The sequence below is a fragment of the Anaerolineales bacterium genome, assembly GCA_019637755.1.
In the GTDB taxonomy this organism is placed as follows: Bacteria; Chloroflexota; Anaerolineae; order Anaerolineales; family UBA11579; genus JAMCZK01.
The window spans coordinates 150211-172316 of the sequence record JAHBVC010000002.1 but is presented as its reverse complement, the minus strand read 5'-3'; the positions used below and the strand labels follow the sequence as shown (position 1 = coordinate 172316).

Genomic DNA, 22106 nt, shown 5'->3' with positions numbered 1-22106 from the left:
GGTGAGCAGGAAGTTCACCTCGATCCGATCACTCCTCACTGTTCACTGGTTACTCTTCACTAGTTACGCTCCTCTCCCTAGTACAATCTTTGCATGTCGCAAACGCTCTATCTCATCGATGGCCATGCCTTGGCCTATCGCACCTATTTCGCCCTGACCAGCGCCGGCGCGGGTAGCAGCCGCTGGACGACCAGCTCGGGCGAGCCGACCGCTGGAGTCTTTGGCTTCACCTCGGTGTTGCTGCGCATCCTTGAGCAAGAGCGCCCCGAATACATGGCCGTGGCCTTCGATGTGGGCAAGACCTTTCGTGACAAGCGCTACCCTGAATACAAAGCCACCCGCGAGAAGATGCCGGATGACCTGCGCATCCAAATGGAGCGCATTCGCGAAATGGTGGATGCGTTCGGCTTCCCGCGGCTGGAGTTGGAAGGCTTTGAGGCCGATGACGTCATCGGCAGCATTGCCAAGCAGGTCGCCGGCGAAGGGGTGGGGGTCAAGATCATCACCGGCGATAAAGACCTGCTGCAATTGGTGGATAAGCGCATCATCGTCAGCCTGCCTGGCAAGCAGCTGGCGGACGGCAAGGATTATTACGCTCAGGATGTCTTCGAATTCCTGGGGGTGTTGCCTGAGCAGGTGGTGGACTTCAAAGCCATGATCGGCGACAAATCCGACAACATCCCCGGTATTGCCGGGATCGGTGAGAAGACCGCCGCGGCGTTGTTGGCCGAGTACCAAACCCTCGATAACATTTATGCGAATTTGGATAAGCTCAAGCCGGCCCAGCGCCAGAAGTTTGAAGACGGGCGCGAGAAGGCGCAACTGAGCTATGAGCTGGCGCGCATCGTTACTGATTTGAAGATCGATTTCAGCATTCAGCAAGCCCGCACGGATCAGATCAAGGCGCAGGAAGTGCAAGAGCTCTTCCGCCAGTTGGAGTTTCGCTCGCTAATGAAGCGGCTCAGCACCGTGTTGGAGCTGGGCAACATGCCGCAGGATACCAAGCTGGGCCAGTTGGGCATGTTCCCTGAGGACAACCCGGCCCCGCGCGGCCCGGCGGTGGATATTGACGTAGAGATCATTGACACCGCCGAGAAGCTGGCCAGCCTGGCGGCGCAGTTGGCCAGCGCCGAGCAGATCGCCTTTGACACCGAGACCAGCAGCACCGATCACATGCAGTGCGATTTGGTGGGCATCTCCTTGGCGCTGGCGCCGGGCAAGGGCTATTACATCCCCATCGGGCACGAGCCGATGCTTGGCCGCCAGTTGCCGATCGAGGAGGTGGTGGCGGCGTTGCGCGGCCCGCTGACCGACCCCACGATCCCCAAGTGGGGCCATAACCTCAGCTTTGATTACGTCATCCTGGCACGCCACGGGCTCAAGGTACAGCCGTTGAGCATGGATAGCATGATTGCCGAGTGGGTGGCCGATAGCGGCTCGCGCAACCTGGGCCTCAAGGGGCTGGTGTGGGTGCGCCTGAACAATGAGATGACCGAGATCCAGGAGCTGCTCGGCAAGGGGCGCAAGCAGATCACCATGGCGCAGGTGCCGATCGAGCAGGCGGCCAGTTATGCCGCCGCGGATGCCGAAGTGGTGCTGCGCCTGCAGCCCATTCTGGCCGAGCGCATTGCGCAGGTGCAAGGCCAGCGCATCTTTGCCGAGATCGAGATGCCGTTGGTGCGCGTACTCTCCGATATGGAGATGGCCGGGATCAAGCTCGACACAAATTTCCTGGCGGAGATGGGCGCCGAGCTCAATAGGGAGTTGGAGCGCATCGGCACCGAGGTGTACCAGCAGGTTGGCGAAGAATTCAACCTCAGCTCGCCGCAGCAATTGGCGCACATGCTGTTTGATCGCTTGAAGTTGCCGCCGCCGGCCGGGGTGCGCAAGACCGCCAGCGGCGCGTACTCCACCTCCGCCGATATTTTGGAAGCGATGAGCTCCGAGCACCCCATGGTGGAGCTGATCCTGACCCATCGCGAGCTTTCCAAGCTCAAGACCACTTATGTGGACGCGCTGCCGCTGGAAGTGAACCCGGCCACCGGGCGGGTGCACACCTCGTACAACCAGGCGGGCACGGTCACCGGGCGCATCGCCTCCAGCGAGCCGAATCTGCAGAACATCCCCATTCGCACGGAGCTCGGCCGGCGCGTGCGGCGCGCCTTCATTGCCGCGCCGGGGCACAAATTGCTCGGCGTGGATTATTCGCAGGTCGAGCTGCGCATCGTGGCGCACATCGCTCAGGATGAGGCCATGCTGAACGCCTTCCGCAACAACGAAGACATTCACGTCACTACTGCGGCGGCGATCCTTGGCATTGCGCCGGAACAGGTGACCGGTGAGCAACGCCGCAACGCCAAGGCGGTGAACTTTGGCCTGATCTATGGCATGAGCCCGTTCGGGCTGACGCGCAGCACGGATCTGACGCTGGCGGAAGCTGAGAACTTCGTCAAGGCGTACTTCGAAAAATTCCCCGGCGTGCGCGCCTATATCGACAATACCAAGAAGACCGCGGCGCAATTGGGCTATATTGAAACGCTACTCGGCCGGCGGCGCCTGTTCCAGGGGCTGAAAGACGGCACGAACTATGTGCTCAAGAGCCGCCTGGAGCGCGAGGCGATCAACAGCCCGATCCAGGGCACCGCGGCGGACATTATGAAATTGGCGATGCTGCGGGTGGATGCGGCGCTGCCGGCGGCCAAGCTGGGGGCGCGTATGTTGCTGCAGGTGCACGACGAGCTGGTGCTCGAGGTGCCCGAAGCCGAATTGGCGCAGACCGCCGCCCTGGTGCGCGAGGAGATGGCCGCGGCGTATACGTTGAGCGTGCCCTTGCAAACTGAAGTGAAGGTGGGCGATAACTGGGGCCAGATGCAGGTGCTGGATTAATTGGCCGGGCGCACAAACATCAGCCCGAAAGCATCCTCATACATCAAGGTGTAGCCCTCAAGCTGGTGGAGCAGGGCGGCGCGGTAGAAACGGTGCATCGGCTCCAAACGTGCGGGGTCGGGCGCGTTGGCCAGGTAGTGCGCGTCTCCGTAGGCAAGCACATTCTCGCGTTCCAGCAGCAGGATATCGGGTTGCTCACTGTTGAGCATATCCAGGCTGCCCAGTTCCCAATCCATAAACACCTCCAGCCCCGCGCGGCTGGGAAAGTACACCTTCCAATCGCGGTAGATGCGTAGCGGCTGCGCCGGGCTGGCGGCGGCCAGTTGCGCTTGCACCGCGCCGTAAAACTGCAGGCTGGGCGAATTTTGTTCGCGCTGTAGCGTGCTGGTGATCAGCCCAGCATCCGTGCGCATGAAGTGCGCCGCCTGGAAACCCAGCAGCGCCAAGACCAGCCATTGCAGCAGGCGCGGCCAGCCTGCGGCGCGGCGCAGATCGGCCAGCGAGTCGGGCAGCACGAAGACCAGCGCGGTGATGGCAGGCAACAGCACCGGCAGCCAGTAATGCGGCCGGAAAGACGAGGCGTTGAAAGTGATGAACAGGGCGGGCAGCAGCCAGGCGCTGAGCAGGGCGGCTTGCGGGCGTGTGGCGCGGCGCGCCCAGCCGAGCAACAACGCGGCGCCCAGCAGCGCCAGGAAGGCGCCGCCACCGTAGTGGCTGGTGAGCCAGGTGGGCAGGCGCCCGCCCTCGAGGAAGGCAGGGCGGCCCACCAGGATGCCCTGGCGGGTCTGCTCGAATTGCAGGCGCTGGGTGGCGAGCAGCTCGGCGCGCTCCTGCGGCAACAGCAGCAGGGGATTGCTGAGCACAAAGGCCAGCAGCATCACGCCAAGGAAGCCTGCCGCCAGGCGCAGCGCCCGGCCGCGGCCCAGGCGGCCACGCCGCAGGCCGAGGAACAGATACGTGGGGATGGTGAGCACGAACCAGGCTGTACTGTATTTGATGCCGAGGCCAAGGCCGGCCGCGGCCGCGGCCCACCAAAAATACGGCCCAAAACGCAGCCCATCGCGCCGCAGGCAAAAGAACACCAGGCTGACGCATAACAGCGCCAGCCCATCGGCGTGCCACCATAGGCTGTTCACCAACAGGCCGGGCACGATCAGCAGCAATACGAACAACACAATGGTTTTGAGGCGCGCGGCGAACCCGGTGGCCGCGTAGGTGAGCAGCCATACGCTCAGCAAGTTGGGCAGCACGCTGATGCATTGGCGTAATACCAGCACCAGCGTGCTGGTGTGCGCGGCCCAGCCGCTGCCCAAGAGCACGCGCAGCGGCAAGAGCACCAAGGCGGAGAGGAAGTAAAACGGGTAACCGTAGAAATAATGCTGGTAGGCCACGAAGTTGCGCAGGCTGCCCACCAGCGTGTCGCTGCCGCTGGCCATGCGCACGGCGTGGGCATACTGGGCGAACTCGTCCACCTCAAAAATGGCGAGCATCTCGGGGTTTTGTGCCCCGGTATGGTTGGGCAGGATCAGGGTGAGGAAATACAGCAGGCTAAGTGCCAGCAGGAAGCCAATGTGCCGCGGTGAAAGCGTTGACGTACTTTTTTGCATAGTGTGCCGTGCCAATGAACTTCCCCTGGCAACGGTAGAAACTACGCGAAAATTCTATCCCGCGGCGATTTGGAATGTAAACCCCAAAGCAAGCGCTCACTCCTGGGCACGATTGTAGAGCAGCAGCCAGGCACCCCAGGCCGGGTCGCCCGCCTCGGTGATGCAGGCGGCGGGCTGCAGGCCGGCTAGCGTCTCGCTGCCGGCAATCGAAAGGATGTAGGTGGAGCCAGGGGTCATTTCAAATTCAGCGTAGCCCGGGCCGAAATCCGGGCGGGCGCCGGTAAAGAATTCGCTGCTTTCTTCGCCATCGTTCATCGCCAAACGCACGCCGGCCTGGGCCTGGCCGTTGGCGTCGAAGACGAACAGCTTGACCAAGGGCGGCGTCTCGCTGCTTTCGCACAGCAGCTCACGGCTGCCCAAGCTGTAGCTGCCGCCTTCCGCGGCCGCGAAGGGCGTGGCCGCCGCGCCGGCCTCTTCCGGATTGGGGGTGAACACCGCCTCGGAGGTGGATTGTGCGCTGACTTCGAAAGTATCCAGATCCTTGGCCAGGCTGGCGAGGGCACGCGCCTCGCGCTGCGTGGCGCTGTTGCCCAGTGCCAGTTGCGCTTGGGCGCTGAGCGCACGCGCCGGGTCAGCATCGCCCAGTTGCGCCAGGCGCGCCTGCGCCCGGTTAAGGTCACCGCTGGAGGCGTAGGCCAGCGCCACCATCAAGCGGTACTGGTCCTTGTATTCGGCGGCAAGGTGTTGCGGGCCGACACTGCTGACCTGCAGCGGGAAGGCTACAAACGAGAGCACGCAGCCGAACACCACGCCGAGCAAGAGGCCGGTGAGCAGATACAGCGGGGGGCGCTTGGCCGGAGTTTTGGTCATCATGGGGTGGGCGTAGTGGCCAGGTTGGGGCGCTGGCTGCGTAGTTCGCTGGCCAAACCGGCCAATAGGTTAAGGTCGCTTTGGGCGTAGCCGTGTTCCTGGCCAAATTCCAGCGCGGCGATCAGCGGCAGCAACGGATTCTCGGCGTTGAGGAATTCGAGGTGGTGCGTGGCACGGCTCAGGTTGCCATCGGCGGCGTAGGCCTCGGCGGCCATCAGGGCGTAGTCGGCGGCGAAATCTTCGCGCAGCAAACGCGGCGCGGCATCGGCCGCAGACAGCGGGCGCAACTGCCAGCCGAGGTACAGGCTGGCGATCAGGCCGAACAGGATGGTGAGGCCGAAGAAGGTATAGCGAGTAACCATAGATAGCTGGGATGCAAGAACGCGGCCAAGTGGGCGGATGCACCCGTAGTGTAGCCAGTTTTTGGCTACGCTACCTTCTGAATGATGGATGAGATTGCTAGTGAATACGGCTGATGAGATTGCCCACGATGATCAGCCCAAAACCGCCGAGAAACCAGGCCAGCCCCGGCAAAAACGAGCGTAAGGCTGCGGCCTGCGTAGTGGGTTGCTCGTCGCCTGTGCCGCGCAGGAACAGCCAGGCGCCCCAGCACACGCTGCCTGCGCCCGCTAGCACGAGTGAGACGCCTATCAGGTTGGATAGCAGGGCCAACCAGGCCTCGGCGCGTAGCAAAGGCAGCAGCGTCTCGTAGGCAATCGAGATAATGATGATGCTGAAGATAATGCCAGCGATCAGCAGAAATAGGGCCTGGGCGGAGAAGAGCCTGCGCACCCGCGGTTAGCCCAGTTTTTGTGCGACCCAACTGGCGGCCACCGCCAGCGCTTCGTCCAGCTTGCCGTTGTCTGTGCCGCCACCCTGGGCCAGCTCCGGCTTGCCGCCACCGCGGCCATCAAGGACGGCGGCGGCTTGCTTGGCAAGCTCGCCGGCTTGCAGGCCACGCGCCACCAGGTCTTTGGTGACCGCGGCGATGAGCGTGACGCTGCTATCGCTCACCGCGGCCAGCAGGGCTACGCCGCTGGCATGCTGCTGGCGGAACTTGTCTGCCAGGGCGCGCAACGCATCGGCATCGGCGCCGGGCACGGCCGCCGCCAGCACCGGCACGCCGGAGACTTGGGGAACGTTGGTGAGCAGGTCGCCCAGGCTTTCCTGCGCCTGGGCGCGGCGGGCGGCGGCCAGCTCTTTGCTGAGCTGGCTGAGCTCGCTCTGCAGCGCCGCCGTCTTGGCGGGCACTTCGTCAGGCGTGGTCTTGAGGGTGCGGGCGGCTTCTTGCAGCGCGGCGTTGCGCGCCTTCGCCAGCGCATAGGCCTCGCGCCCGGTCACCGCTTCGATGCGGCGGATTCCGGCGGCGGCGCTGCCTTCGCTGACGATGAGGAACAAGCCAATATCGCCGGTGTGTTCAACATGTGTGCCGCCACACAACTCATACGAGAACGGTGCATCTTCGTTGCCGATGGCGATCGTGCGCACTTTCTCGCCATACTTCTCACCGAACAGGGCGGTTGCGCCTTCCTGCTTGGCTTGCTCCAGCGATTTGGTCTCTTTTTCCAGCTCGTAATTATCCAGCACCCAGGCATTCACCTGATCTTCGATTTTGGAGAGGGCGTCCTTGCTAACGGCTTCAGGATTGTTGAAATCAAAACGCAAACGGTCGGGCGCCACCAGCGAACCGGCCTGGCGGGCGTGCTCACCAACGATTTGATGCAGCGCAGCGTGCAGCAGATGCGTGGCGGTGTGGTTGCGCATGATGTCCTGGCGGCGGCGTGCATCCACGCGGGCGATGGCTTCATCGCCCAGCTTGGGCGTGCCGTTGACCACTTCGCCAATATGCACGATGGCGCCGGCGGCGGGCTGCTGCATCTCGGTCACCTGGATGGCCCAGCTGCCGTCCGCCGCCTGGATGATGCCGGTGTCGCTCACCTGGCCACCCGCGGCAATGTAGAAGGGCGTCTTGGGCAGAATCACGGCCACAGTGTCGCCAGCGGCAGCCTGCTGCAGCGGCTGGCCGTCTTTCACCAGGGCCAGCACTTCGCCCTTGGTGTCGAGTTCGTCCAGGTCTTCGTAAGGGTCGTACTTCACGCCCTTATCGCTTAGTTTCTTCTCGGTTTGCAACTGCTGCACTACGGCGGCAAAGGCTTCGGCTTGTTCGCCGCCCAGCGCGCCCATGGCCTGGCCTGCACCGGAGGCTGCCCGGTGCTGCTCCATGGCGGCCAGGAAGCCCGCTTCGTCTACGGCGTAGCTGCGCTCGCGCGCCACGTCACGCGTCAGCTCCAGCGGCAAGCCGTAGGTGGCGTACAGGTCAAAGGCCTGGGCGCCATCCAGCGTGCCGCCGGCGGGCAGCCCGGCGAGCAGTGCGTCCAAATGGGCCGTGCCGCTTTCGACGGTGCGCTGGAACTGCTCTTCTTCACGCGTCAGGCCATCCAGGATGGCTTTGCGGTTCTTGACCAGCTCAGGGTAAGCCTCGCCATAATGTTCGATGATGGCTTCGGCCACCTGGGCCATGAACGGCTCGGTCAGGCCGAGCTTAGTGCCGAAGCGGGCAGCGCGGCGGATGATCATGCGCGCCACATAGTTGCGGCCCACGTTGCCAGGCACCACACCTTCGGCGATCAGGAAGGTGGCGGCGCGGGCATGGTCGGCAATCACGCGGTAGGGCGTGAAGTTGGCGTCACGTTCAGCATCCGTTTGCCCGGCCAGTTGCTGCACCTTGGCGATGAGCGGCGTAAACAAATCCGTGCGATAGTTGCCCTGCACCTTCTGTAGCACCGAGACGATGCGCTCTAGGCCCATGCCGGTATCGACATGCTTGGCCGGCAGCGGCTTGAGCTCCTTGGGGCCAGTGCGGTTGTACTGAATGAACACCAGATTCCAGATCTCAACGAAGCGCGGGCTGTCGAGCGCCAGCTCGCCGTCGGCGTTCTTCTGGATCTCGCCGTACTCCGGGCCAAAGTCGTAATAGATCTCGCTGTTGGGACCGCAGGGGCCGGTGTCGGCCATCTCCCAGAAGTTGTCCTTGCGGCCGTAATACACCAGGTGCTCGGGCACAAAGCCGGGCTGGGCCAGCCAGTTGTCGGCGGCCTCTTTGTCAGTCTCAATCTCGCCCTGGTCATCCTTGAACACCGAGGCGTACAGGCGGTCTGCCGGCAAGCCCCATGTCTGGGTTAGCAGTTCCCAGGCCCAGGCAATGGCCTCTTTTTTGTAATAGTCGCCAAACGACCAGTTGCCGAGCATCTCAAAGAAGGTGTGGTGCGTGTCGTCCGTACCTACATCTTCAAGATCGTTGTGCTTGCCCGCCACGCGCAGACACTTCTGCGAGTCCACGGCACGCGAGTAGTCACGCGTGTCTGTGCCGAGGAAGACGTCTTTGAATTGCACCATGCCGGAGTTGGTGAACAGCAGGGTGGCATCGCCGCCCGGCACCAGCGAGGAAGAGGGTACCTCGGTGTGGCCGCGGTTAACGAAGAAGTCCAGATAATCTTGGCGGATTTGGTTGGCAGTTTTCGACATGGTTCTCTCTTTCAGAGAGGGGAATTATACGCAATGACTGGGAACTCTATCCCTGTATGATAGTATGATAAGTCTTAAGTGCATTATTTTTGAATTTGTACTATAGAGAATAAAGTGGGAGCTGAGATGGATGTACTCGGGTATCTGCTTCAAACTGAAAGTGCAAATCTACTCCTAGTTCTTGGGACGGTTGTTCTTATAACTGCCCTTGCAGGGCGTCTTGGTAATTTTGTAATCCTCAGTGGTTTTGGGCGTTTTTTAGTTGGGGGCTTGGGGATTTTATTTCTGCTAACTTCGTTCTTTGGAGCTGGACTCTTTCGTGCTCAAGAAGAAGACGAGAATAAAACTGAGCTAACGCCATCAAGTACTATTTCTAACTTTCCTTCTGCCGAAGCAACAGACAGACCTTCGATAGGCACAAGTGCTACTGCTGCAGTTGGAGATGCCTCTCAGGGGACGAGTTGCGAGAGTCGAGTAGTTATAAGAGAGCAGGTAGCTAACAATACAACGATGAGTTTTACTAGATGTCCAGTGGGTGAAATCAAATATCTTATTCAAGCTGATGATTTATTGAATAGTGTTCTCCTCGACTGTCCAGGGACCTCAAATCAAACTATTCCCTTCTACAGAAATGATCAAAGATCAGAGGGTCAACTCTTGCCCGTTTTTGAAACAGTTAACTTCAGAAGTTTTGAGGGGTGCAAGGTTCATTTTTCCATTACGAGTTCTGTTGGGAATATTGGTTACACCATCTGGCAGGAGCTTGTTTCCCAGTAGCTAAGCCCAGAAGAGTTCAAGCAGGGCAGCTTGTTCGGTGTCGGTCAGTTCGTGACCGCGGGTGGGATACCCCCTGGATGATGAAAGCTCTGGCTCGACTTATAGCAACCCCTCTCCATCAGGGAGAGGGGTAACTCCCGCAGGGAGTCGGGGTGAAACTTTAGTTTAGAAATTCCAGCAGCGCGGCCTGCTCCGTGTGGGTCAGCTCGTGCCCGCCGGGGTGGGTGAAGGTGTCCACGTCGGCGCCGCCAGCGCGCAGCACCGCAGCTACGTTGAGTGCCTCAGCGGCGGGGATCAGCGGATCACGCTCGCCATAGGTGACCAGGAAGCGTTTGCTCATCAAGTTGAGCTGCGGCGGGCCGAAGGGGAGCATGCTGTGCAGCAGGGCGGCATTGGTGATGACGCTAGGGTGGCGCAACAGGGTGGCCAGAATCATGTTGGCCCCGTTGGAATAGCCCACAAAGGTGGCTGATTTGGCATCCGTATCGTGCTCGGCGTACCAGCGGGTGAGGAAGGCGGCCAGCTTGTCCGTCTCGGTCTCGATGCTGGCCATGTCGAACACGCCCATCGCCAGGCGGGCGAAGAAGCGCGGCATACCGCCTTCGGAGATGTTGCCGCGCAGGCCCACAATGTTGTAACCCTCGCTGGCTGGTTCCACCAGCGGGATAAGGTCGTGCTCATCGCCGCCGGTGCCGTGCAGCAGGAACAGGGTGCGCGCTTGCCCGCGGTCTTGGTGAGTGTAGATGAACTCGCTCATGCTGGCGGTGTGCTACGGCAACGGGCGCACGGTGACCGGGGTCAGGCCGGCTTCAATCTGCGCACGATGCTCTTCAAGGAAGGGCGGCAGCGAGAGCGCTTCGCCCAGGGTGTCCAGCGGCTCGTCGGCGGTGAAGCCTGGCCCCATCGTGGCCAGCTCGAACAGGATGCCAGCCGGGGTGCGGAAGTAAACCGATTTGAAATAGAAGCGGTCAATTACTGTAGTGGGGTACAGCCCCATGCCAGATAGGCTGCGGCGCACGGCCTGCTGCGCTTCTTCGTCTGCTACGGAGAAAGCGATGTGATGCACAGTGCCTGACGCGTTGAAACCCGGCGCCTTGCGAGCGTCTTCTTCCAGCTCAAGAAACTCGGCGCGTTGCAGGCCGGGCAGGTGGTAACGGGTCAGGTTGCCCTCGCTGCTTTCCACTTCGTAGCCAAAGGCGGCCAGGATGGGCTCCACCATGCGTTTGTCATGCACACTCAACAGGGCGGAGTGGAACTGGCGGATGGCATGCTCGGCGCGGATGTCTGGTGTGGTCCACAAGTCTTTGTCGTCAAAGGTGGCCGGGTCCACTTCCACCAGCTCGAGGCGCTGGTCATCGTAATCATAGAAGACGATGCGCTGCCAGCCAAGCTGGGTGATGATGCCCTCGTGCTTGACGCCGAGGGTATCGAAGCGCTCCTTCCAGAAGGGCAGCGCGCCCGTGGGCACGGCCAGGCTGATGTTGGTGACCAGCCCATTGCCTCGGCTGCCGGGGGAGGCTGGCAGGAAGGTGAAGAAGGTCAGGTCCATGCCCGGGCCACCCTCGCGGTCGCCAAAAAAGAGATGATAGGCGCTGACATCGTCTTGGTTGACAGTCTTCTTGACCAGACGCAGGCCGAGGATTTGTGTATAGAAATCGACCAAACGCTGCGGGTCAGAGCCAATGGCAGTGATATGGTGAATGCCGAGAGTAGGGGGCATGGTGTGCTCGCTTTCTGTGTGAGGCGGAAGTACTAGCTAGATGAGCGCAGCTGCGGCGCTCTTACATCAGAGATATGTTAGCAGATAGCGGTTAGCTATTAGCGGCTAGCGATCAGCTTTCAGCAGTTAGCGTGTAGCACAGCCGTAAGCTATAAGCCCTAAGCAAAAATCGACTTTGTCATTGCGAGCGAAGCGAAGCAATCTCCAAGCTGATACTGGGGATTGCTTCGTCCGCGCTGTGCTTTGCACAGCGCAATCCTCGCAATTAATCGTTGCTGCAACCAGCTGCTGATAGCTGATAGCTGATGGCTGCTGTTAAAAACTTACACCCTCTAGCTTCAGCAAGCTCAGCTTGCGTGCATCACGCATTTTGCCGCCGTAGCCGCCCAGCGTGCCGTCTGAGGCCACAACGCGATGGCAGGGCACCACAATGGGAATCGGGTTGCGGCGCAGGGCTTGGCCTACGGCTCTGACAGCCTTCGGCTGTCCAAGCCGTGTGGCAATTTGCATATAGGTGCGCACCTGGCCGCGCGGCACGCGGCGTGTCTCTTGCAGTACGCGTTGCTGGAACGGAGTCAGGTGGCTGAGGTCTACCGGCAGGTCCACCGCCTGCGTGTCACCCAGTAGATACAGGCGCACTTGCTCCGCGGCGGCGGCCACCTGCGCCGCAGAGCGCAGCGGCTGGCCGCCGAGCTTGCGCAGGTAGGCGCGCAGGCTGTCTTCGCTGCTCTCGTATTCGATGGCCAGCAGGCCGTGCTCACCTACGGCAATCCACAGCGGGCCGAGCGGCGTGTCTTGCACCCGGTCGTAGTACATGGGCGCGCCGGCCTGAGCGGCGAGGCTGCGGCGTACGGCCGCCTGCGCCCGCTGGGTTGCTGTAGCGTTAGGCCTGGCGGTGTAGGCCGCATCCAGAGCCTGTTCGAGAGCGTTGCTGGCCGGGGTGTGGTGCTCTAGCCAGTTGTTGTAATTAGCCATAATCTTCCTCGCTAAATTGGGCGCGCAGCTTTTTGAGCGCCTGGTAGACGTGGGCGCGGGCGGCCTGCTCGCTGCAACCTAGCGCGACGGCCACCTCGGCATACTCCAGTCCCTGATACTTACGCAGCAGCAGGGCGGCTTGCTGCTGGGGCGGCAGGCCGCCTACTGCCGCCCGTACGGCTGCTGCGCTGATGCGCTGCAGCACCTGTGTTTCTACGTGCGCTTCGCCGGAGGCATGCTCTTCGTGCAGCTCGGTTTGCCGTGCCGCGTGGCGGCCGTTGCGTTGTAGGCGCGTGCGTGCTGTATTGGTGGCAATTTTGTACAGCCAGGCGCGCAGATTGTCGGGCGCGGTGCGCTCGTAGGCCTTGTAGGCGCGTAGGTAGGCATCTTGCAGGCAGTCTTCCGCTTCGGCCTCGTCGCCCAGCAGGCGCCATAGGTAACCGAACAACTCGCCGCCGTAAGCGTCTACCAGGGTCTCAAAGTCCGGCTTGGTGGTCACCAGCATCACTCTCTATAACCATGATAGCGGGGATTTGTGAAAGGCAGCTGTCAGCTGTAAGCCGTCAGCTTTCAGCTAAACCCTCGCAGATAGGGTCATTCCGAGCCTGAGCGAAGCGATGGTGAGAAATCCTTTAGGGCAATGTAAGACCCGACCCTTATAGAGTGCCCTAAAGGATTCCTCCTCGGTTGCGCCGCTAAAGGCGGCGCAAAGGCACCCCTCGTTCGGAATGACAAAAGAGGCGGCGCTTGTTTTTCTGAAGATAGATACTGCTTACGGCTTACAGCTTAAAGCTGAGTGCTCAAAGCTGACAGCTATAATCATCCCATGACCCGCCGTTATCTTACTTTCGCCGTATTTGTCTCTGGCCTCACCACCCTGGGTGTCGAGCTGACCGCCTCGCGTTTGCTTGGAAATGTCTTCGGCACCAGCAACCTGGTGTGGGCCAGCATCATTGGCCTCATCCTCATCTATCTCACGCTGGGCTACTTCATCGGTGGCCGCTGGGCCGATCGCTCGCCGCACTTCGAAACCTTCTACAAGATCCAGTTGTGGGCCGGCTTCACCGCCGGGATTGTGCCGCTGGTGGCGCGCCCGGTGCTGCGCGCTGCAGCCGATGCCTTCGACCAGCTGCAGGTCGGCGTGTTGGCTGGTTCGCTGGTTTCCGTACTGATCCTATTCATTGTGCCGATCACGCTGATGGGCACGGCTTCGCCGTTCGCAATTCGCCTGGCCATCACTGACCAGAAAGAAGCTGGCCAAACTTCGGGCCGTATCTATGCTTTCTCCACGCTAGGCTCGGTCATCGGCACCTTCTTGCCAGTGCTGGTGCTCATTCCGGTGTTCGGCAGCACGGCCAGCATGCTGATCTTCAGCTTCGCGCTGATGGCCGTAGGCTTGGTGGGGCTGGGCCTCTCGGTCAGTTGGCAGGCGGCCGCCCGTTGGCTGGCGTTGCCCGCCGTGCTTGCCGTGCTGGCGGCGGTGTGGGCGCAGGGCAACCTCAAGGCCACCAGCGGGCAGATCTACGAAGATGAAACCGCCTACAACTACATCCAAGTGTTGGAGTATGACGGGGTGCGCTTTCTGCGCTTGAACGAAGGGCAGGGCGTGCACTCCATCTACCATCCGGATGTGCTCGATTTCCGCGGCCCGTGGGAGCAATTTTTGGCCGGCCCGTTTTTTAATCCTGGCTACAAGCCGGAAGATGTCTCGGCCATCGCCATCATCGGGCTGGCAGCGGGCACCAGCGCGCGTGGCGCCACGGCCGTGTTGGGCGAGGGCGTGCCGATCGACGGCTACGAGATCGATCCGGACATCATCGCCGTGGGCCGCGAGTACTTCGGCATGACCATGCCCAACCTGACCGCCGTGGCCGTAGACGGCCGCTGGGGGCTGGAGCACAGCGCGCGTATATATTCGCTGATCGAGATTGATGCTTACCGCCCGCCCTACATTCCACCGCATCTCACCACCGTGGAGTTTTTCACCCTGTGCCGTGAGCGCCTGACCGCAGATGGCGTACTGGCGATCAACGTAGGCCGCGCCCCCAATGACCGCCGCCTGATCGAGGCGCTGGTGGCCACGCTCTCAGAAGTCTTCCCCAGTGTGCATGTGATGGATATTCCCGATACCTTCAACTCGCTGGTGTATGCCACGGTGCAGCCCACCAGTTTTGACGACCTGCAAGCCAACTATGACCGGCTGGCTGCCGACGGTACCCATTCACTGCTGTTGGCCGCTATGCAGCGCACGCTAGAACACCGCCGCGAGACACCCAGCGGCGGCCAGGTGCTCACCGATGACCGCTCGCCGATCGAGCGGATCATCAACAGCATGGTGCTGCGCTTTGTCCTCTCCGGTGAAGTCGAGAGCCTGCAATGAAGCAACTCATTCGTATCCTTGTCCCCATTTTGGTGCCAGTCGCCATCCTGCTCACTGCCACGCGCCTCTTGCTGACTCCACTATTCGTCAACATTGAATATCACATGCCCGGCTTCCCCGCGGATAGCTATGGCATGACGCAAGCCGAGCGCTTGCACTACGCCCCGCTGGCGCTGGATTACCTGATGAATGATGAGGACATCAGCTTCCTAGGAGACCAAACTTTCGAAGACGGCACGCCGCTGTACAACGAGCGCGAGCTCAGCCACATGTACGATGTGAAAGTGCTCACCCAGCAGGCACTCAAAGTCTGGGTGGGCGTGCTGCTGGCGCTGGTCGCCATCGGCTTGCTTGCCTGGCGGCTGGGCTTGTTGGCCGAGTTTCGCGCCGCGCTGGGGCAGGGCGGTGCCTTTACTGTGACGCTGATCCTGGCCTTGCTGGTGCTGGTGGCGCTCAGCTTTGACTGGCTCTTTACTGAATTTCACCACCTCTTCTTTGAAGGGGATACCTGGCTGTTTTACTACTCCGATACGCTCATTCGCCTGTTCCCGATGCGCTTCTGGCAGGATGTGTTTATTGGCCTGGGCGGGCTCGCGTTGCTGGGCGGGCTGGCCTTATGGCGCGGCATGCGGCCGCGCCTGGGCAAGTAATATCTCGGCGCTACGCCCAGTCTTGGCAGTATGACTGTACAAACTTGTGATATTGCCATCATTGGTGGCGGCCCGGCAGGCTTGCAGGCGGCCTTGGTTCTGGCGCGCACGCGCAAGCACGTGCTTGTCTTCGACGCGCCGGAGCCGCCGCGCAATGCCGCTTCGCATGGCGTGCACAATTTCCTCGGGTTGGATGGGCTGCTGCCAGCCCAAATTCGCGAGCAAGCCTGGCAGCAGATCGCGATCTATGACAGTGCCGAGCTGCGCGCCGAACGCGTGGCGGATGTGCAGCCCGCTGAACACGGTTTCATGCTGGCGCTGGACGGCGGGGCACAGGTGCAGGCACGCCAGGTCATCCTGGCGCTTGGCCTGCGTGACGTGTATCCGGCCGTGCCTGGTTTTGCCGAATGCTGGGGCGATAGCATCATTTCCTGCCCGTATTGCGATGGCTACGAAAACCGTGACCGCGTGTGGGGCTTGGTAGCGGATTCGGCCGAGTACCTGGCGCACATCCCGCTGATCTACAAAAATTGGACCCAGCAGGCGGTCATCATCGCTGAAAAGGGTCTACTGGACGAGGCGCAACGCCAACGCCTGGCGCGCATGGATTTGCCAGTGCATGAGGGCAAGATCACTGAAGTGCATCACTCGGCTGGCAAGGTGCAGGCGGTGACGCTGGACAGCAGTGAGCACCTGGCGCTCGCTACGCTGCTATGGCGCCCTGCGGAGGAGCAGCAACCCCTCACCAAGCAAATGATCACTACGTTTGGCCTGCAGCTCAGCGACAAGGGGCAGATACATACCGATATGCTCTATCAAAGCAGCACGCCGGGCCTGTGGGTAGTGGGTGATATTCTCGGGGTGGGTGGTGCACTGAGCGCGGCACACCAAGGTGGCCTGGCCGCCCTGGCCATCACGCGCAGTTGGCACTTCCCCGACGAGGCGTAGAAAAACAAAAAGCCCCAGCTTTGCTGGGGCTTTTGTTTAGATCACAAAGTATTCCGATAACACCATGCCGAGCAACGACAGCGTCATCAGAATCGTCGTGATAGCGCCGTTCGTCGCCATCGCTTCTTGCAATGCCGCCATGCGGGCTTGCAGTTCGGCTGTGGCGCCGCCCGTCAACTCGGCGGCTACAGCCTGCATCTGCTTGACGTAACGCCCACTGCGCCCGCCCATGTAGCCAGCCAGGATACCGAACAGGCCGCCCAGGGTCAGCGCCAGGCCGCTGCCGGTGTTGAGTGGCGCCAGGCCATGAAAGAGCAGGCCGTATAGTAGCAAGCCCGAGAGCAACGTTAGCCCGCCAGCCATGCCCAGGCGCTTGGACATTTTGCCTGTCTGTGCCATGGTCTGCATGAATGTCTGGCCATCGGCGCCCAAGGCGTGCACCGTGGGTGTTACGAACAGCGCCATGGTGTAGCTGGCGCCAACCCACAGCACGCCAGCGAAGATATGGATGATGCGTAAGATCACTAATGCCCAAGCCATTTCACTCTCCTCGGGATAGATTATGCGCCGAACTTCTCCAGCCGCCCGGCGTGGGCCAGCGCCAGCGCCATCAGCTGAGTGGCGGGGAGCGTGCCCAGCCCGCCCTGCGCGCAGGCGCGCTCGCCGAAGCGGGTCTGCTCATCGGGCAAGCCGCGCTCGGGGGCCCAGAACAGCAGCGGTACCGGGTGCCAGGAGTGGCTGCGCATCTTCACCGGCGTGCTGTGGTCACCCGTCACCATGAGCACATCCGGCTTCAGTGCCAGCAGTTGCGGCAGCGCCTGATCGACGCTCTCGATCACCTTGACCTTGCCGTCGAAATTGCCATCCTCACCCATGCTGTCGGTCTTCTTGATGTGGATGAAGAGAAAATCATAGTCGTTCCATACCTTGGCCGCCGCAGCAAACTCATCGGCGGGGGCTTCGCCATCAAAAAGGATCGTTTGCATGCCCACCAGTTTGGAGACGCCGCGGTACATCGGGTACACCGCCACACAGGCGGCTTTGAGGCCGTAGGCATCCTGGTATTGGGGTAGCTGCGGGTCGCCACCAAAACCGCGTAGGGTGATGCCGTTGGCTTTGGGCTGGCCGGCCAGTACCTTGTGCGCCGCGGCGATCCATTGGTTGAACAGCTCGGCGGCCTTGGCGGATTTGTCGTCGCGGGCCACCGCGGGCAACGGTTGGGCGCCGGTGACCTGGGGATCGGTATCGTCAATCTCGCCGTGCAGCCCTTCGCCGTGGATCACCACGGCAAAACGGTACTCTTTCACATGGCGCACCTCAACACGGGCACCGGGCAGCTCGATCTGCTTGAGTTGCTCGACGATGGGCGCCGCATCTTCCGACGAAATGCGGCCGGCGCGGCGGTCACTGATCTTGCCTTCCGCATCCAGCGTGCAGAAATTGCCGCGCGCCGCCACCGCACCGGCGGGTACATCCAGCCCCACGCCGAGCGACTCCATCACGCCGCGGCCCACCGGGTAGTGCAGCGGGTCGTAGCCGAACAGCGCCAGGTGCGCCGGGCCGGAGCCGGGGGTGACGCCGTGGCGCACGGGGATGGTGCGGCCCAGCGTGCCTTCGGCGGCCAGGCGGTCCAGATTGGGGGTCTGCGCGGCTTCGAGGGTGGTTGGGCCGCCGGGCACCAGCGGCAGGCCGCCGAGGCCATCCAACACCAGCAAGACAATCTTGCTGGCGTTGGGCTTAAGCAATTCGGGTACGTAGTCGTAGGGCATGTGCACTTCCTTTAGATAATAAAAACGGTGCAAGGCACCGTTACGCACCTTACACCGTTTATATATCACAAACGCGCGGCTAGCGGATGGCCTGCTCGCTGTCCTTGTCAAACAGGTGCAGGTTGCGCGTGTTGAAGACCACCTGCGCCTTATCGCCCACTTTGTACTGGGAGCGCGGGTCGACACGGGCCACAAAATCCGCTGCGCCGGCCTTGAGGTAGGCTACGATCTCGTTACCCATCAGCTCGACAATATCCACCGTGGCTTCCACCTGCGCCGGGGTGATATCCGCCGGGGTGAACTTGGCGTTGTGGATGTCCTCGGGGCGGATGCCCAGGGTGACCGATTTGCCGGCATAGGCTGCTGCGGCTTTGTTCTCGGCCGGCACTGCCACCTGGAAGCTGCCCGCATCCGCCACCAGCTTGCTGCCATCTTTGGCCAGCTTGGCGTCGAAGAAATTCATCGCCGGGGAGCCAATGAAGCCGGCCACAAACTTGTTGGCCGGGCGCTCGTACAGGTTGTGCGGGGTGTCGATCTGCTGCAGCACACCGTGGTTCATCACGGCAATACGCGTGGCCATCGTCATGGCTTCCACTTGGTCATGCGTTACATAGATGAAGGTGGTCTTGAGGTCTTGGTGCAGCTTGCTGATCTGGGCGCGCGTTTGCACGCGCAGCTTGGCATCCAGGTTGGAGAGCGGCTCATCCAGCAGGAAGACGTTGGGTTCGCGCACGATGGCGCGGCCCACGGCCACACGCTGGCGCTGGCCGCCGGAGAGCTGGCGCGGTTTGCGCTGCAGCAGATCTTCAATGCCCAGGATGGCGGCGGCATTGTCTACGCGGCGCTTGATCTCGGCTTTATCCATTTTACGGAGGCGCAGACCAAAGGCCATGTTCTCAAAGACCGACATGTGCGGATACAGCGCATAGGATTGGAACACCATGGCAATATCACGGTCTTTGGGCGGCAGGTCATTGACGACGCGATCCCCAATGCGGATCTCGCCACCGCTGATCTCTTCCAAGCCTGCCAAAAGGCGCAGGGCGGTGGATTTACCGCAGCCGGAAGGGCCAACCAACACCAAAAATTCTTTGTCCTCTACGTGAATATTCAAGTCGTTTACGGCGAGGACATCCCCGAAACGCTTTGTGACATGGTCATACGTTACGCTGGCCATAGTCTGAACCTCCATTTCTTAAGAATATAGTGGTTCGATTATAAGACCTATTCGTCTTCTGGTTGCTTGGTCAATTTGTCAAAAATCCCCGACCAGGTGACTAAAAGACGAAGAGACTGCTTTTGACGGTTAGAATTTCGCCCATGAGCAGCGAATCTTCGCTCAATGAGGCCCTCACCCCAGTGCGCCAGCAATATCTGGACATCAAGCGCCAGCATCCGGGGGCGATTCTGTTCTTCCGCCTGGGTGATTTTTACGAAACCTTTGATGAAGATGCCGAGCTGGTAGCCAAAGAGTTGGATATTGTGCTCACCTCGCGCAATGTGGCCAAAGGGGCGCGGGTGCCCATGGCGGGTGTGCCGCACCATGCCGCTGAGAGCTACCTGGCACGCCTGATCGAGCGCGGCCACCATGTCGCCATTTGTGAGCAAGTGGGCAGCGAGCCGATCAAGGGGCTGATGCCGCGCCAGGTGGTGCGCATCGTTACCCCCGGCACGGTGGTGGAGCCGGGGCTGCTGCCCGGCGACGCTAACAATTACCTGGCCGCCGCCCTGGTGCACGAGGGGCGCGCCGGCCTGGCCTATGCCGACCTCACCACGGGGGAGTTTGCCGCCACCGAGCTGGACGCCGCCGCCCTGCGTGCAGAGCTCGGCCGCTTGGCGCCTGCCGAGACCATATACATCGACAAAGAGCTCGATTTGGCGGGCTTGCCCGGACACGGCAGCGCCTGGCCGGCCTATCGGTTTGAGCCGGCCCGCGCCAAAGACGCGCTCTTGAGCCACTTCAAGGCCAGCACGCTACAGAGTTATGGCTTGGACAGTCGCCCGCTGGCGGCGCGTGCTGCCGGGGCGCTGCTGCAATATGTGCAGGAGACGCAGCCCGCCAGCCTGGCGCTGCTGACCAGCTTGCGCGCCTATACGCTGGACGAATTCATGAACCTGGATGCCTCGGCGCGCCGCAATCTGGAACTTACCGAGACGCTGCGCGGCGAGCAAGCCGGTTCGCTGCTAGGCACGCTCGACCGTGCCGTCACGCCGATGGGGCGCCGCTTGCTGCGCCAGTGGGTCGGCAAGCCGCTGCTGGAGTTGGGTGCCATCCACGCCCGGCAAGAGGGCGTGGCCTGGCTGCATGCGGACGGCATGCGCCGCGCCGAGCTGCGCAGCGCGCTCAAGCCGCTGGGGGATCTGGAGCGCATGGTCAACCGCGTGCTGGGCGGTACGGCCCAGCCGCGTGATCTGGCTGCCATGCGCAGCACGCTGGAGGCGTTGCCAGCCGTGCTCAAGCTCGCTGTGAATCTCAAATCGCCAGTCTCTGCTCTTTTGATTGGTTTGTCAGACTGTGCAGCTGAACTCAAGCTCCTGCAATCCGCCATAGCCGATGAGCCGCCCGCCGTGCTCGGCCATATCGGCGTAATGCGTGCCGGCTACTCGAGTGAGCTGGATGAGCTGATGGCGGCCACCAGCCATGCGCGCGAATGGATTGCCAATCTTGAATCGGCTGAACGCGAGCGTACGGGCATCAAGTCGCTCAAGGTGGGCTACAACCGCGTGCACGGTTATTACATCGAGGTCACCAAAGCCAAGGACGATGGCAATCTGCCCGCAGAATACATTCGCAAGCAGACGCTGGTAAATGCCGAGCGCTACATCACGCCAGAAATGAAAGAAGTAGAGACGCAGGTGCTCAACGCCGAGGAACGTATCTTGGCGGTGGAGACGCGCCTCTTCAAGGAGCTGTGCGTGCAGCTGGCCGCCAGCGCCGAGCCGCTGCTGGCCTGCGCCCGCGCCCTGGCTACGCTGGATGTGCTCGCCGCGCTGGCCGAAGTAGCCGCGCTGCAGGGCTATGTGCGCCCCAGCGTCAAAGACGATGGCGCGCTAGGTATCATCGCCGGCCGCCATCCAGTCGTGGAGCGCTGGCTGCCGGCGCAAGAACGCTTTGTGCCCAATGACACCGTCTTCGAAGAGGGTGAGTGTGTGCGCCTGATCACTGGCCCCAACATGAGCGGTAAGTCTACCTACCTACGCCAGGTGGCGCTGATTGTGCTGCTAGCGCAGATGGGCAGCTTCGTGCCCGCCGAGAGCGCCAGCATTGGCCTGGTGGATCGTATCTTTACGCGCATCGGTGCTCAAGATGAACTGCACGCCGGCCATTCCACGTTCATGGTGGAGATGACCGAGACGGCTAGCATTCTCAACCACGCTACGTCGCGCAGTTTGCTGATCTTGGATGAGATTGGCCGCGGCACCAGCACCTATGACGGCCTCTCGATTGCCTGGGCGGTGATCGAGCACATTCACAACCAGCCGCGCCTCAAGGCACGCACGCTGTTCGCCACGCATTATCACGAGCTCACCGCGCTGGCCAATACCCTGCCCGGCGTACGTAATTACAACGTGGCGGTCAGCGAAGCCGATGGCAACGTTGTGTTCTTGCATAAGATCGTTCCCGGCGGGGCGGACCGTTCGTACGGCATTCACGTCGGCCAGCTGGCCGGGCTGCCGCGCCCTGTGCTGGCCCGCGCCCAGGAGATATTGGCCGAGCTCGAGACGAACGGGCAGCAGCCGGCGGCTGGCGTGGTGGCCGTTCGCGAGCCGCAGGCGCCGCTGTTCGCGTTTGAGCACCCGCTGGTGGAAGAGCTCAAGAAATTGGACCTAGACGGCTTGTCGCCGATCGAGGCGCTGAACAAGCTGGCGGAATGGAAGAAGCGTTTATAAACCCGCCTGATTGTTACTCACGCGTAAAAATGGATCCTTCGCTGCGCTCAGGATGACCTTGTCGTTTAAAAAGGGTTGATCGAGGATCTCGAAAACGATGTCGTGCGT

Annotated in this window: 18 protein-coding genes; 6 read left to right on the top strand and 12 right to left on the bottom strand. The window is 61.6% G+C overall.

Going from position 1 to position 22106, the window contains the following annotated elements:
- Nucleotides 1-93: 93 nt before the first annotated feature.
- The gene (gene polA, locus KF821_08635) at nt 94-2886 is read left to right on the top strand and encodes a DNA polymerase I (protein ID MBX3005872.1); all 2793 of its coding nucleotides are present in this window, start codon (nt 94-96) and stop codon (nt 2884-2886) included.
- Here the strand turns inward: polA and KF821_08630 are convergent.
- From KF821_08630 to alaS, 5 genes are all read right to left on the bottom strand, one after another.
- Nucleotides 2883-4493 (bottom strand): hypothetical protein, encoded by a 1611-nt coding sequence (locus tag KF821_08630; GenBank protein MBX3005871.1) that lies wholly within the window; start codon nt 4491-4493, stop codon nt 2883-2885. The genes polA and KF821_08630 overlap by 4 nt on opposite strands.
- A gap of 96 nt (nt 4494-4589) precedes the next feature.
- Nucleotides 4590-5366 carry a hypothetical protein gene (locus tag KF821_08625; GenBank protein MBX3005870.1) on the bottom strand — a complete coding sequence of 259 codons (777 nt, stop codon included), beginning with the start codon at nt 5364-5366 and terminating at the stop codon, nt 4590-4592.
- Nucleotides 5363-5725 (bottom strand): hypothetical protein, encoded by a 363-nt coding sequence (locus KF821_08620; protein MBX3005869.1) that lies wholly within the window; start codon nt 5723-5725, stop codon nt 5363-5365. The genes KF821_08625 and KF821_08620 overlap by 4 nt, the downstream gene beginning before the upstream one ends.
- Before the next feature lie 97 nt (nt 5726-5822).
- On the bottom strand, nt 5823-6155 hold the full coding sequence (locus KF821_08615; protein ID MBX3005868.1) for a hypothetical protein: 333 nt from the start codon (nt 6153-6155) through the stop codon (nt 5823-5825).
- Nucleotides 6156-6161: 6 nt separating this feature from the next.
- Nucleotides 6162-8888: an alanine--tRNA ligase gene (gene alaS, locus KF821_08610; protein MBX3005867.1), complete on the bottom strand. Its 2727-nt coding sequence runs from the start codon at nt 8886-8888 to the stop codon at nt 6162-6164.
- Between the two features lie 126 nt (nt 8889-9014).
- On the opposite strand from alaS, the gene KF821_08605 reads away from it, so the two are divergent.
- Nucleotides 9015-9665 (top strand): hypothetical protein, encoded by a 651-nt coding sequence (locus KF821_08605; protein MBX3005866.1) that lies wholly within the window; start codon nt 9015-9017, stop codon nt 9663-9665.
- Nucleotides 9666-9825: 160 nt separating this feature from the next.
- Here KF821_08605 and KF821_08600 read toward each other — a convergent pair whose 3' ends face one another.
- The 4 genes from KF821_08600 to KF821_08585 form a co-directional block, all read right to left on the bottom strand.
- Nucleotides 9826-10422, bottom strand: coding sequence for an alpha/beta hydrolase (locus KF821_08600; GenBank protein MBX3005865.1), 597 nt, complete (start codon nt 10420-10422; stop codon nt 9826-9828).
- A gap of 12 nt (nt 10423-10434) precedes the next feature.
- Nucleotides 10435-11385: a ring-cleaving dioxygenase gene (locus KF821_08595; protein ID MBX3005864.1), complete on the bottom strand. Its 951-nt coding sequence runs from the start codon at nt 11383-11385 to the stop codon at nt 10435-10437.
- Nucleotides 11386-11700: 315 nt separating this feature from the next.
- Nucleotides 11701-12360, bottom strand: coding sequence for a methylated-DNA--[protein]-cysteine S-methyltransferase (locus KF821_08590; protein MBX3005863.1), 660 nt, complete (start codon nt 12358-12360; stop codon nt 11701-11703).
- Complete coding sequence (locus tag KF821_08585; protein ID MBX3005862.1) at nt 12353-12868, bottom strand: RNA polymerase sigma factor; 516 nt, start codon at nt 12866-12868, stop codon at nt 12353-12355. Before KF821_08585 ends, KF821_08590 begins: the two co-directional genes overlap by 8 nt.
- Nucleotides 12869-13186: 318 nt before the next feature.
- Between KF821_08585 and KF821_08580 the strand changes: the two genes are divergently transcribed.
- The 3 genes from KF821_08580 to KF821_08570 are packed head-to-tail and all read left to right on the top strand — an operon-like array spanning nt 13187 to nt 16338.
- Complete coding sequence (locus tag KF821_08580) at nt 13187-14740, top strand: fused MFS/spermidine synthase (protein MBX3005861.1); 1554 nt, start codon at nt 13187-13189, stop codon at nt 14738-14740.
- On the top strand, nt 14737-15390 hold the full coding sequence (locus KF821_08575; GenBank protein MBX3005860.1) for a TIGR01906 family membrane protein: 654 nt from the start codon (nt 14737-14739) through the stop codon (nt 15388-15390). The genes KF821_08580 and KF821_08575 overlap by 4 nt, the downstream gene beginning before the upstream one ends.
- A 30-nt stretch (nt 15391-15420) precedes the next feature.
- The gene (locus tag KF821_08570) at nt 15421-16338 is read left to right on the top strand and encodes an NAD(P)/FAD-dependent oxidoreductase (GenBank protein MBX3005859.1); all 918 of its coding nucleotides are present in this window, start codon (nt 15421-15423) and stop codon (nt 16336-16338) included.
- A gap of 36 nt (nt 16339-16374) precedes the next feature.
- Here the strand turns inward: KF821_08570 and KF821_08565 are convergent, their stop codons facing one another.
- From KF821_08565 to ugpC, 3 genes are all read right to left on the bottom strand, one after another.
- The gene (locus KF821_08565) at nt 16375-16878 is read right to left on the bottom strand and encodes a hypothetical protein (GenBank protein MBX3005858.1); all 504 of its coding nucleotides are present in this window, start codon (nt 16876-16878) and stop codon (nt 16375-16377) included.
- A 20-nt stretch (nt 16879-16898) separates the two neighbouring features.
- The gene (locus tag KF821_08560; protein MBX3005857.1) at nt 16899-18107 is read right to left on the bottom strand and encodes a 2,3-bisphosphoglycerate-independent phosphoglycerate mutase; all 1209 of its coding nucleotides are present in this window, start codon (nt 18105-18107) and stop codon (nt 16899-16901) included.
- A gap of 79 nt (nt 18108-18186) precedes the next feature.
- Nucleotides 18187-19284 (bottom strand): sn-glycerol-3-phosphate ABC transporter ATP-binding protein UgpC, encoded by a 1098-nt coding sequence (ugpC, locus tag KF821_08555; protein ID MBX3005856.1) that lies wholly within the window; start codon nt 19282-19284, stop codon nt 18187-18189.
- Nucleotides 19285-19427: 143 nt separating this feature from the next.
- Here ugpC and mutS point away from each other — a divergent pair, with 143 nt between their 5' ends.
- Nucleotides 19428-21998 (top strand): DNA mismatch repair protein MutS, encoded by a 2571-nt coding sequence (gene mutS / locus KF821_08550; protein MBX3005855.1) that lies wholly within the window; start codon nt 19428-19430, stop codon nt 21996-21998.
- The last annotated feature ends 108 nt before the right edge of the window (nt 21999-22106 follow it).

Bases quoted from the DNA above. Each gene is read 5' to 3' on its own strand.
- polA (MBX3005872.1), top strand. From the start codon at position 94: ATGTCGCAAACGCTCTATCTCATCGATGGCCATGCCTTGGCCTATCGC.
- KF821_08630 (MBX3005871.1), bottom strand. From the start codon at position 4,493: ATGCAAAAAAGTACGTCAACGCTTTCACCGCGGCACATTGGCTTCCTG.
- KF821_08625 (MBX3005870.1), bottom strand. From the start codon at position 5,366: ATGATGACCAAAACTCCGGCCAAGCGCCCCCCGCTGTATCTGCTCACC.
- KF821_08620 (MBX3005869.1), bottom strand. From the start codon at position 5,725: ATGGTTACTCGCTATACCTTCTTCGGCCTCACCATCCTGTTCGGCCTG.
- alaS (MBX3005867.1), bottom strand. From the start codon at position 8,888: ATGTCGAAAACTGCCAACCAAATCCGCCAAGATTATCTGGACTTCTTC.
- KF821_08605 (MBX3005866.1), top strand. From the start codon at position 9,015: ATGGATGTACTCGGGTATCTGCTTCAAACTGAAAGTGCAAATCTACTC.
- KF821_08600 (MBX3005865.1), bottom strand. From the start codon at position 10,422: ATGAGCGAGTTCATCTACACTCACCAAGACCGCGGGCAAGCGCGCACC.
- KF821_08595 (MBX3005864.1), bottom strand. From the start codon at position 11,385: ATGCCCCCTACTCTCGGCATTCACCATATCACTGCCATTGGCTCTGAC.
- KF821_08590 (MBX3005863.1), bottom strand. From the start codon at position 12,360: ATGGCTAATTACAACAACTGGCTAGAGCACCACACCCCGGCCAGCAAC.
- KF821_08580 (MBX3005861.1), top strand. From the start codon at position 13,187: ATGACCCGCCGTTATCTTACTTTCGCCGTATTTGTCTCTGGCCTCACC.
- KF821_08575 (MBX3005860.1), top strand. From the start codon at position 14,737: ATGAAGCAACTCATTCGTATCCTTGTCCCCATTTTGGTGCCAGTCGCC.
- KF821_08570 (MBX3005859.1), top strand. From the start codon at position 15,421: ATGACTGTACAAACTTGTGATATTGCCATCATTGGTGGCGGCCCGGCA.
- KF821_08565 (MBX3005858.1), bottom strand. From the start codon at position 16,878: ATGGCTTGGGCATTAGTGATCTTACGCATCATCCATATCTTCGCTGGC.
- KF821_08560 (MBX3005857.1), bottom strand. From the start codon at position 18,107: ATGCCCTACGACTACGTACCCGAATTGCTTAAGCCCAACGCCAGCAAG.
- ugpC (MBX3005856.1), bottom strand. From the start codon at position 19,284: ATGGCCAGCGTAACGTATGACCATGTCACAAAGCGTTTCGGGGATGTC.
- mutS (MBX3005855.1), top strand. From the start codon at position 19,428: ATGAGCAGCGAATCTTCGCTCAATGAGGCCCTCACCCCAGTGCGCCAG.